Below are 12,249 nucleotides of genomic sequence, written 5' to 3'. Positions count from 1 at the left end.
CTGCCCACCCTCTATTAAATGATACAGAGCCATGCTCCTGTGGGGGGATGCCTATCCTGGTCTTTATTTGATCAATATAGGGTTTCATTAAATCCTGATTCCAAAGCATGTTGGCCGGGATTTCAATGACCTCAAATCCTGATTTTTTCAGCAGTGCGATTTTCAGTAGAGTCGAACCATTCCTGGTGTTGAAATCACCATTCACGTAATGAGAGGGGCCCTGAACTTCAATCACCATGTTGTGATCTGGCAGAAGCAGGTCAACCGGAGGTAATGAGTTCAGGCTCTTTTCTTCTTCGATCCGCAAAGATGGAATGCATGATTGGAGTTGATCGCGGAAGTCGGCCTGGTTTTTTGAAATGGCTTTGTGGTAATGGCGGACCACCGGACACGCTCTACCAAGCCAACTTGCGGCCATGATCATGATGGATCGATCCTCTTTATTATCTGGCGAGGTATTTTCCAGGCGAGTCAACAGGTCATCCATGTGCTTTTCAAGCACGTTATTGTTATTGGCATTGGAGACCAGAGACAACCTGGCACAGTATACCATGACTCCCCAGAGAGACATCGCTATCTCTTCCTGAGAAAACTGCAGGTTCTTACGGATTCGATAGACAAGCGATTCGAACACAGAGGTAGCCACGTTCAGTTCAACGAGTTCACCCAGTTTGGCCGTGGCCCACAGCAGGTTGGCAATACTCTGGGCATTAAATTGGTCTTTCTGTGCGTTCACGAGGGGCAACAGCGCGACTACAGCTTCGTTGAGCCCTGGTGTTGGCTCCTGCCCGTTGTCCACCAGTTTCGCCATGGCCCAAAGCAGGTTGGCAATAGCCAGGGTATTAAACTGGTGTTTCTGTCCGTTCACGCAGGTCAACAGCGCAGTCATCGCTTGGTTGAGCTCCGGTGTCTGCTCGTACCTGTTGTCCACCAGCTTTGCCATGGCCCACAGCAGGTTGGTGATATGCTGGGGAATAAATTGGTCTTTTAGTGCATTTACGTGGGGCAACAGCGCAGCCACAGCATCTTTGAGCTCTGGTGTTTTCTTCAGCCCTTTGTCCACCAGTTTCGCCATGGCCCACAGCAGGTTGGCGATATGCTGAGGAATAAACTGGTCTTTCTGTGCGTTCACCTGGGGCAACAGCACGGCCACGGCCTCGTTAAGACCTGGTGTCTGCTCCAGCCCTTTGTCCACCAGTTTCGCCATGGCCCACAGCAGGTTGGCAATACCCTGTGGTTGAAAGTGAGCTTTCTGTGCATTCACGTGGGACAACAACGCGGCCAGGGCCCTTTTGAGCTCTGGTGTTGGCTTCTGCCCGTTGTCCACCAGTTTCGCCATGGTCCACAGCAGGTTGGCAATAGCCAGGGCATCAAACTGGTCTTTCTGTGCGTTCACGCGGGGTAACAGCGCGGCTACGGTCTCTTTGAGTTCTGGTGTACGCTCCTGCCCGTTGTCCACCAGTTTCGCCATGGCCCACAGCAGGTTGGCGATTTGCTGAGGAATAAATTGGTTTTGCTGTGCGTTCACTTGGGGCAACAGCGCGGCCACTGCCGCTTTGAGCCCTGGTGTCTGCTCCTGCCCGTTGTCCACCAGTTTCGCCATGGCCCACAGCAGGTTGGCGATCTGCTGAGGAATAAATTGGTTTTGCTGTGTGTTCACATGGGGCAACAGCGCGGCCAATGCCGCTTCGAGCCCTGGTGTCGGCTCCTGCCCGTTGTCCACCAGTTTCGCTATGGCCCACAGCAGGTTGGCGATATGCTGAGGAATAAATTGGTTTTGCTGTGCGTTCACATGGGGCAACAGCGAAGCCACGGCCTCGTTGAGCTCTGGCGTCCGCTCCTGCCCATTGTCCACCAGTTTCGCTATGGCCCACAGCAGGTTGGCGATTCCCTGAGGGATAAATTGTTTTTTCTGTGCGTTCACATGGGGCAACAACACGACCACGGCCTCTTTGAGCTCTGGTGTCAGCTCCTGCCCGCTGTCCACCAGTTTCGCCATGGCCCACAGCAGGTTGGCGACACCCTGGGCATCAATATCCCTGGGTGGAGGTTTTTGATTGCAGTTAAATATTATTGAATCAAATAGCGTTGACAATAAGTTAGCCTGAGTAAGTTTAACTCGCGCATCCATGGGTTTATGAAGAGTAAAAACACCCGCTGAAGTCAATGAATGAAGTGTTGTCGTCAGGCTTCGCCAATTCCAGCTCCGTGTTGCTGCGAAATTTTGCAGCAAACGCATCAGCTGGCTTAGTTCTGCTCGATTTAACGGCCTTTTAGCTGCTGACGTGTATTTTTTAAGTGAACTGGCATATAGACCGTGATCTCTCCCATCATAGCGATGACCGAAACGTTCCGATTTCCTCACTAGACCAGCCATTATTTCTGGTTTGATGAGGGCATTAAAATCTTGAGCAGAGTTGACTGAACGGTGCATTAAATATTGAGAAGGGCGTGTGCCAGAAGAAGGGTGAAATTTATTACAGCCCGGGGTAGATTGGGGGTGAGTATCCTGCTGTCTGACTGTGGCATGTCTATATCGCCCACGCCTTGCAGAAGGGGCATGGCCACTCGGTTGGTTGTAACCGTTATCTGATCTTGCGTATTGACCACTGATACCAGCAGAACTTCTATCCATAATTATATTTCATTAATTCATGAAAATATAAAAAGCAGACTGCTGTTCTGCTCAGAAGTTCATTTTGCAAAAAAGTTTACTTGAGTCATGATGGGAGGAAGGCGATTATTGGCTGCTTGTTCTCTTCCTCTTTGCCGGGTTGGTTTGCTCTGCTAAATGTTCTTCACCAGTCACGTATGCAGTACCTGCCCACCTTCTTTTAAATGATACAGAGTCATGACCGTGTGGCGGGATGCCTGTCCTGCTCTTTATTTGATCAATATAGGGTTTTAAATCGTTGTTCAAAAGCTGGTTAGCTGGGATTTCTATAACCTCAAATCCTGCTTTTTGCAACAGTGCGATTTTAAGCAGAGTCGAACCATTCCTGGTATTGAAATTACCACCCACGTAATGAGAGGGGCCTTGAACTTCAATCACCATGTTGTGATCTGGCAGTAGCAGGTCAACCGGAGGTAATGAGTTCAGACTCTTTTCCTCTTCGATCTTCAAAAATGGAATAGATGATTTGAGTTGATCGCGGAAGTCGACCTGGGTTTTTGAAATGTTTGTCTGGTAATGGCCGGCGACCGGACAGGTTCTACCAAGCCAACTTGCGGCCATGATCATGATGGATTGATCCTCTTCATTATCTGGCGAGGTATTTTCCAGTCGAGTCAACAGGTCATCTATGTGCTTTTCAAACACATTATTTTCATCAGTATTGGAGTCCAGAGCCAACCTGGCACAGCATACCATTAATCCCCAGAGAGACATCGATATTTCTTTCTGAGAAAACTGAAGCTTCTCACTGATTCGATAGACGAGCGATTCGAACGTAGAGGTAGCCACGTTCAGCTCAACGAGTTCACCCAGTTTGGCCGTGGCCCAGAGCAGGTTGGCAATACCCTGGGCATTAAATTGGTCTTTCTGTGCGTTCACGAGGGGCAACAGCGCGACCACAGCCTCGTTGAGCCCTTGTGTCTGCTCCTGCCCGTTGTCCACCAGTTTCGCCATGGCCCACAGCAGGTTGACGATTTCCTGTGGTTTAAAGTTAACTTTTTGTACGATCACGCAGGTCAACAGCGCAGCCACCGCTTCGTTGAACTCCGGTGTCTGCTCGTACCTGTTGTCCACCAGTTTTGCCATTGCCCACAGCAGGTTGGCGATATGCTGGGGAATAAATTGGTCTTTCTGTGCGTTCACGTGGGGCAACAGCGCGGGCACGGCATCTTTGAGCTCCGGCGTTCGCTCCAGCCCGCTGTCCACCAGTTTCGCCATGGCCCACAGCAGGATGGTGAATTCCTGAGGTTTAAAGTGAGCTTTCTTTGCGTTCACGTGGGGCAACAGCGCGGCCAAGGCCCTTTTGAGCTCTGGTGTCGGCTCCTGCCCGCTGTTCACCAGTTTCGCCATGGCCCACAGCAGGTTGGCGATTTCCTGTGGTCTAAAGTGAGCTTTCTGTGCATTAACGTGGGGCAACAATGCGGCCACGGCCCCGTTGAGTTCTGGTGTCCGCTCCTGCCCTTTGTCCACCAGTTTTGCCATGGCCCACAGCAGGTTGGCAATATGCTGAGGAATAAATTGGTCTTTTTGTGCATTAACGTGGGGCAACAACGCCGCCACGGCTTCTTTGACCCCTGGTGTCCGCTCCTGCCCATTGTCCACCAGTTTTGCCATAGCCCACAGCAGGTTGGCGATATGCTGAGGAATAAATTGGTCTTTTTGTGCATTAACGTGGGGCAACAACGCCGCCACGGCCTCTTTGAGTTCTGGTGTCTGCTCCAGGCCGTTGTCCATCAGTTTTGCCATGGCCCACAGCAGGTTGGCGATATGCTGGGGAATAAATTGGTCTTTCTGTGCATTCACGTGGGGCAACAGCGCGGCCACAGCATCTTTGAGCTCTGGTGTCCGCTCCAGCCCGTTGTCCATCAGCTTCGCCATGGCCCACAGCAGGTTGGGGATGCCCTGGGCATTAAATTGGTCTTTCTGTGCGTTCACGTGGGGCAACAGCGCGGCCACAGCCTCTTTGAGCCCTGGTGTTCGCTCCAGCCCGTTGTCCAAAAGCTTCGCCATGGCCCACAGCAGGTTGGCGATGCCCTGGGCATTAAATTGGTCTTTCTGTGCGTTTATGTGGGGCAACAGCGCGGCCACGGCCTCGTTGAGCTCTGGTGTCCGCTCCTGCCCATTGTCCACCAGTTTCGCCATGGCCCACAGCAGGTTGGCGATGCCCTGGGCATTAAATTGGTCTTTCTGTGCGTTCACGTGGGACAACAGCCCGGCCAAGGCCTCTTTGAGCCCTGGTACCCGCTCCAGCCCATTGTCCACCAGTTTCGTCATGGCCCACAGCAGGTTGGCGCTGCCCTGGGCATTAAATTGGTCTTTCTGTGCATTCACGTGGGGCAACAGCGCGGCCACAGCTTCGTTGAGCCCTGGTGTCCGCTCCAGCCCGTTGTCCACCAGTTTCGCCATGGCCCACAGCAGGTTGGCGATACCCCGGGCATCAATGTCCCTGGCTTCAGGTGTTTGGTTGCAGTTAAATATTATTGCATCAAGTAGCGTTGACAATAAGTAAGCTTGAGTAAGCTTAACACGCTCATCCATGGGTTTATGAATGGCAAAAATACCCGCTGAAGTAAATGAGTGCAGTGTTGTCGTCAGGCTTCGCCAATTCCAGCTCCGTGTTGCGGTAAAATTTTGCAGAAAACGTATCAGCTGGCTTTGTTCTGTTCGATTTAGCGGTCTTTTAGCAGTTGTCGTGTATTTTTTAATTGAACTTGCATATTGCCCGTGATTTCTCCCATCATAGCGATGGCCGAAACGATCCGATTTACTCACCAGACCATCCATTATTTCTGGTTTGATGAGGGTATTAAAATCTTGAGCAGAGTTTACTGAACGGTGCATTAAATATTGAGAAGGGCGTGTGCCAGAAGAATGATGAAATTCGTTACATCTCGGGGTAGAGCGGGGGTGACTATCCCGCTGTCTGACTGTAGCATGTCTATATCGCCCACGCCTTGAAGAGGGGGCATGGCCATTCGGTTGGTTGTAACCGTTATCTGATCTTGGGTATTGACCACTGATACCAGCATAGCTTCTATCCATAATTATATTTCATTAATTCATGAAAATATAAAAAGCAGACTGCTGTTCTGTTCAGAAGTTCATTTTGCGGAAAAGTTTACTTGAGTCATGATGGGAGGAAGGAGATTATTGGCTGCTTGTTCTCTTCCTCTTTGCCGGGTTGGTTTGCTCTGCGAAATGTTCTTCACCAGTCACGTATGCAGCACCTGTCCACGCTCTTTTATGTGATACAAAGCCATGCTCCTGTGGCGGGATGCCTATCCTGGTCTTTATTTGATCAATGTATGGTTTCATTAAATCCTGACTCGAGAGCATGTTAACCGGAATTTCAATGACCTCAAATCCTGCTTTTTGCAACAGTGCGATTTTAAGCAGAGTCGAACCATTCCTGGTTTTGAAATCACCACCCACATAATGAGAGGGACCCTGAACTTCAATCACCATGTTGTGATCTGGCAGTAGCAGGTCAACCGGAGGTAATGAGTTCAGACTCTTTTCCTCTTCGATCTTCAAAGATGGAATAGAGGATTGGAGTTGATCGCGGAAGCCGACCTGGGTTTTTGAAATGTTTGTCTGGTAATGGCAGACGACCGGACAGGCTCTGCCAAGCCAACTTGAAGCCATGGTAATGATGGATTGTTCCTCATCATTGTCTGGCGAGGTATTTTCCAGGCGAGTGAACAGGTCATCCATGTGCTTTTCAAACACGTTACTTTTATTGGTATTGGAATCTAGAGACAACCTGGCACAGCATACCATGACTCCCCAGAGAGACATCAATATCTCTTGCTGAGAAAACTGAAGGTTCTCACTGATTCTAAAGAAAAGTGATTCAAACGAAGAGGTAGCCAGGTTCAGCTCAACGAGCTCACCCAGTTTCGCCACTGCCCACAGCAGGATCGCAATACCCCGGGCACTAAATTGGTCTTTCTGTGCGTTCACGTGGGGCAACAGTGCGGCCACGGCCTTTTTGAGCCTTGGTGTGTGCTTCTTCCCGTTGTCTACCATTTTCGCCATGGCCCACAGCAGGTTGGTGATAGCCTGAGGAATAAATTGGTCTTTCTGTACGTTTACGTGGGGCAACAACACGGCCACAGCCTGTTTGAGCTCTGCTGTCCGCTCCTGCCCGCTGTCCACCAGTTTCGCCATGGCCCACAGCAGGTTGGCGATTTCCTGGGCATTAAATTGGTCTTTGTGTGCGTTTACGTGTGGCAACAGTGCGGCCACGGCCTCGTTGAACCCGGGTGTTCGTTCCTGCCCGTTGTCCACCAGTTTCGCCATGGCCCACAGCAGGTTGGCGATTTCCTGGGCATTAAATTGGTTTTTCTGTGCGTTCACGCGAAGCAACAGCGCGGCCACGGCCTCTTTGCACTCTGGTGTCTGTTCCTGGCCGCTATCCACCAATTTTGCCAGGGCCCACAGCAGGTTGGCGATTTGCTGAGGAATAAACTGGTCTTTCTGTGCGTCCACGAGCGGTAACAGCGCGACCACGGCCCCATTCAGCTCTGGTGTCCGGTACTGTCTGTTGTCCACCAGTTTCGCCATGGTCCACAGCAGGCTGGCGATATGCTGAGGAATAAATTGGCCTTTCTGTGCGTTCACGTGGGGTAGCAGCGCGGCCACGGCCTCCATGAACGCAGGTGTCTGCTCCATCCCGTTGTACAAAAGTTTCGCCATGGCCCACAGCAGGTTGGCGATTCCCTGTGGTGTAAAGTCAGCTTTCTGTACTTTCACGAGGGGCAACAGTGCGGCCATGGCCTTGTTGAAATCTGGTGTCTGCTCCTGGCTGTTGTCCACCAGTTTCGCCATGGCCCAGAGCAAGTTGGCGACTCCCCGCGGAACAAATTGGTCTTTCTGTCTGTGCACGCAGGGCAACAGCGCGGCTATGGCCTCTTTCAGACGGGGTGTCCGTTCCTGCCCGTTGTCCACCAGTTTCCCCAAGGCCCACAGAAGGTTGGTGCTTTCCTGTGGATTGAAGTTAGCTTTCTGTTCGCTCACGTTGGGCAACAGAGCGGCCACAGCTTCTTTGAGTCCTGGTGTTTGCTCCAGCCCGCTGTCCACTAGTTTTGCCATGGCCGACAGCAGGTTGGCGATTTCCTGTCGTTTAAAGTTGGCTTTCTGTGCATTTACGTGGGGCAACAGCGCGACCACGGCCTCTTTGAACTCTGGAGTCAGCCCCTGCTCGTTGTCCACCAGTTTTGCCATGGCCCACAGCAGGTTGGCGATATGCTGAGGAATAAATTGGTTTTTCTGTACGTTCACGTGGGGCAACAGGGCGGCCACGGCCTCGTTGAGCCCTGGTGTCCGCTCCTGGCCGTTGTCCACCAGTTTCGCCATGGCCCATAGCAAGTTGGCGATACCCTGGGCATTAAATTGGTCTTCCCGTGTGTTCACGTGGGGCAACAGCGCGGCTACGGCCTCTTTGAGCCTCGGAGTGTGCTTCAGCCCGTTGTCTGCCATTTTCGCCATGGCCCACAGCAGGTTGGCGATACCCTGAGGAATAAATTGGTCTTTCTGTGCGTTTACGTAGGGCAACATTGCGGCCACGGCCTCGTTGAGCCCTGGTGTTAGTTCCTGCACGTTGTCCACCAGTTTCGCCATGGACCACAGCAGGTTGACAATATGCTGAGGAATAAAGTGGTCTTTCTGTGCGTTTACGCAGGGCAACATTGCGGCCACGGCCTCGTTGAGCCCTGGTGTTAGTTCCTGCCCATTGTCCACCAGTTTCGCCATGGCCCACAGCAGGTTAGCGATTTCCTGAGCACCAATATCACTGGCTTCAGGTTTTTGCTTGCACTTGAATATTATTGCATCAAGTAGCGTCGACAATAAGGCTGCTTGAGTGAGCTGAACACGTTCATCCATGGGTTTATGTGGGGTAAAAACACCCGCTGAAGTAAATGAGTGCAGTGTTGTCGTCAGGCTTCGCCAATTCCAGCTCCGGGTTGCTGTGAAATTTTGCAGCAAACGCATCAGCTGGCTTTGTTCCGCTCGATTTAAAGGCCTTTTAGACGCTGACGTGTATTTTTTAATTGAACTGGCATACAGGCCGTGATCTCTCCCATCATAGCGATGACCGAAACGATCCGATTTCCTCACCAGACCAGCCATTATTTCTGGTTTGATGAGGGCATGAAAATTTTGAGCAGGGTTTACTGAACGGCGCAGTAGATATTGAGAAGGGCCTGCGGCAGAAGAATGGTTAAATTTATTACGCCCCGGGGTTGTGCGAGGGGTATTATCCCACTGTCTGACTGTGGCTTGTTTATATCGCCCACGCCTGGAAGCGGCATGGTCATTCGGTTGGTTGTCATTATTACCTGATCTTGCGTATTGACCACTGATACCGGCAGAACTTCTATCCATAATTATATTTCATCAATTCATGAAAATATAAAAAACTGACTGCTGTTCTGTTCAGAAGTTCATTTTGCTGGAATGTGAACACGGTTCTGGAGCCATGATGAAAGGGAAGCGGTTATTGCCTTTTTATTCTTTTCCTTTTTCCGTTTTTTGGTTTGTCTGTTTGCTTTTCTGAATTATCTTCGGCGGTTAAGTAAGAGTGATCCAGGGATTGCCTCCCTTTATTGGCGGTAACGTTTGTCTCATCTGCCCATCCGGTGTTAAGTGATACACAGCCATGACCCTGTGGCTGGATTTCCACTCTGGTCTTTATTTGATTAATGTAAAGTTTCATTGAATCCTGGCTCCTGAGCTGGTTAACCGGGATTTCAATGACCTCAAATCCTGATTTTTGCATCAGTGCAATTTTAAGCAGAGTCGAACCATTCCTGATTTTAAAATCATTACTTACGTAATGAGACGGTCCCTGAATTTCAATAGCCATGTTGTGATCTGGCAGTAGCAGGTCAACGGGTGGCAATGAGTTCAGACACTTTTCTTCTTCAATCTTCAAAGAGGGCATGCATGATTGGAGTTGATCGCGGAAGTCGGCTTGATGTTTTGAAATGGTTGTCTGGTAATGGGGGATGATCGGACACGCTATCCCAAGCCAACTGGCGGCCATGGCAATGATGCGTTGATCCTTTTCATTGTCCGGGGATGTATTTTCCAGGCGAGTAAACAGGTCAACCATGTGCTTTTCAAGCATGTTATTTTTATGAGCATTGGAGTCTAGAGACAACCTGGCACAGCATACCATTACGCCCCAGAGAGACATAAAAATATCTTGCTGAGAGAACTTAAGGTTGTCACTGAATCGGCAGACAAGCGATTCGAACGTAGAGGTAACCACGTGTAACTCAACGAGTTCACCCAGTTTTGCCATGGCCCACAGCAGGTTGGCGATATGCTGAGGAGTAAATTGGTGTTTCTGTGGGGTCACGTGGGGCAACAGTGCGAACACAGCTTCTTTAAGCTCTGGCACCCACTCTCCGTTGTCCACCAGTTTTGCCATGGCCCAAAGCAGGTTGGCGACATTCTGGGTATTAAATTGGTTTTTCTGTGCGTTCACGTAGTGCAAAAGCACGGCGACTGCCTCTTTGAGCTCTGGTGTCCACTCCTGCCCGTTGTCCACCAGTTTTGCCATGGCCCAAAGCAGGTTGGCAATATGCTGAGGAATAAATTGGTCTTTCTGTTCGTTCACGTGGGATAACAGTTCGGCCACGGTCTCTATGAGCCCTTGTGTTCGCTCCAGTCCGTTGTCCACCAGTTTCGCCATGGCCCACAGCAGGTTGACATTGCCCTGAGCTTTAAATTGGTCCTTCTGTGCGTTGACGTGGGGCAACAGCACGGCCACAGTCTCTTTGAACTCTGGTGTCAGCTCCTGCCCGTAGTCCACCAGTTTCGCCATGGCCCACAGCAGGTTGGCGATTTCCTGTGGTTTAAAGTTAGCTTTCTGTGCATTCACGCGGGGTAACAGCGCAGCCACGGCCCCGTGGAGCTCGGGTGTCCGCTCCTGCCCGTTGTCCACCAGTTTCGCCATGGCCCACAGCAGGTTGGCGATTTCCTGTGGTTTTAAGTGAGTTTTCTGTGCGTTCACGTGGGGCAACAGCGCGGCCAAGGCCTCTTTGAGCCGTGGTGTTTGCTCCTGCCCGTTGTCCACCAGTTTCGCCATGGCCCACAGCAGATTGGTGATTTCCTGGGGGTTAAAGTGAGCTTTCTTTGCATTCACGTGGGGCAACAGCGTGGTCACGGCCTCTTTGAACTCTGGTGTCTGCTCCTGCCCGCTATCGACCAGTTTTGCCATGGCCCACAGCAGATTGGTGATTTCCTGGGGGTTAAAGTGAGCTTTCTGTGCGTTCACGTGGGGCAATAGTGCGGCCAAGGCCTCTGTAAGCTCTGATGTCTGCTGCCCGCTGTCGACCAGTTTTGCCATGGCCCACAGCAGATTGGCGATTTCCTGGGGTTTAAAGTGAGCTTTCTGTACGTTCACGTGGGGCAATAGTGCGGCCAAGGCCTCTGTAAGCTCTGATGTCTGCTGCCCGCTGCCGACCAGTTTTGCCATGGCCCACAGCAGGTTGGCGATTTCTTGGGGTTTAAAGTTAGCTTTCTGTGCGTTCACGTGGGGCAACAATGCGGCCACGGCCTCTTTGAGTCCCGGTGTCCGTTCCTGCCCTTTGTCCACCAGTTTCGCCATGGTCCACAGCAGGTTGACAATCCCCTGGGCAGTAAATTGGTTTTTCTGTGCGTTCACCAGGGGCAACAGCGAGGCGACTGTCTCTTTGAACTCTGGTGTCTGCTCCTGCCCGTTGTCCACCAGTTTCGCCATGGCCCACAGCAGGTTGGCGTTATGCTGCGGAATAAATTGGTCTTTCTGTGCGTTTACGTGGGGAAACAGCTCGGCCATGGCCTCTTTGAGTTCTGGTGTCTGCTCCTGCCCGTTGTCTACCAGTTTCGCCATGGCCCACAGCAGGTTGGCAATTCCCCGGGCATCAATATCCCTGGCTGGAGGTTTTTGGTTGCACTTGAATATTATTGCATCAAGAAGTGTTGACAATAAGATAGCCTGAGTAAGTTTAACTCGCTCGTCCATGGGTTTATGAAGGGTAAAAACACCCGCTGAAGTAAATGAGTTAAGTGTTGTCGTCAGGCTTTGCCAATTCCAACTCCGTGTTGCGGTAAAATTTTGCAGCAAGCGTACCAGCTGGCTTTGTTCCGCTCGATTTAACGGTCTTTTAGCAGTTGTCGTGTATTTTTTAATTGAACTGGCATATTGCCCGTGATTTCTCCCATCATAGCGATGACCGAAACGACCCGATTTACTCACCAGATCATCCATTATTTCTGGTTTGATGAGGGCATTAAAATCTTGAGTCGGGTTGACAGAACGGCGCACTAGATATTGAGAAGAGCATGGGCCTGAAGAATGGTGAAATTCATTACATCCCGGGGTAGAGCGCGGGGGACTATCCCGCTGTCTGACTGTGGCATGTCTATATCGCCCACGCCTTGAAGAAGGGGCATGGCCATTCGGTTGGTTGTAACCGTTATCTGATCTTGGGTATTGACCACTGATACCAGCAGAACTTCTATCCATAATTATATTTCATTAATTCATGAAAATATAAAAAGCAGACCGCTGTTCTGCTCAG

At 50.9% G+C, this 12,249-nt stretch carries 4 protein-coding genes; all 4 read right to left on the bottom strand.

The window, feature by feature from the left end; translation table 11 throughout:
• On the bottom strand, positions 1 to 2,635 hold a 2,635-nt coding region (locus ACO6VE_RS22720), incomplete at its 3' end, for an RAP domain-containing protein (protein WP_422463609.1).
• A 105-nt stretch (positions 2,636 to 2,740) separates the two neighbouring features.
• A complete protein-coding gene (locus ACO6VE_RS22715; protein WP_422463608.1) occupies positions 2,741 to 5,716 on the bottom strand; it encodes a DUF1601 domain-containing protein in 2,976 nt (991 codons plus the stop codon).
• A gap of 105 nt (positions 5,717 to 5,821) precedes the next feature.
• Positions 5,822 to 9,061: a DUF1601 domain-containing protein gene (locus tag ACO6VE_RS22710; protein ID WP_422463606.1), complete on the bottom strand. Its 3,240-nt coding sequence runs from the start codon at positions 9,059 to 9,061 to the stop codon at positions 5,822 to 5,824.
• 112 nt (positions 9,062 to 9,173) lie between these two features.
• Positions 9,174 to 12,194 carry a DUF1601 domain-containing protein gene (locus tag ACO6VE_RS22705; RefSeq protein WP_422463605.1) on the bottom strand — a complete coding sequence of 1,007 codons (3,021 nt, stop codon included), beginning with the start codon at positions 12,192 to 12,194 and terminating at the stop codon, positions 9,174 to 9,176.
• Positions 12,195 to 12,249 lie beyond the last annotated feature (55 nt).

The organism is Endozoicomonas sp. ALB115 (genome assembly GCF_049310245.1).
Taxonomy (GTDB): Bacteria; Pseudomonadota; Gammaproteobacteria; order Pseudomonadales; family Endozoicomonadaceae; genus Endozoicomonas.
This window is presented reverse-complemented; position numbering and strand designations above follow the sequence as displayed.

Bases quoted from the DNA above. Each gene is read 5' to 3' on its own strand.
- ACO6VE_RS22715 (WP_422463608.1), bottom strand. From the start codon at position 5,716: ATGGATAGAAGCTATGCTGGTATCAGTGGTCAATACCCAAGATCAGAT.
- ACO6VE_RS22710 (WP_422463606.1), bottom strand. From the start codon at position 9,061: ATGGATAGAAGTTCTGCCGGTATCAGTGGTCAATACGCAAGATCAGGT.
- ACO6VE_RS22705 (WP_422463605.1), bottom strand. From the start codon at position 12,194: ATGGATAGAAGTTCTGCTGGTATCAGTGGTCAATACCCAAGATCAGAT.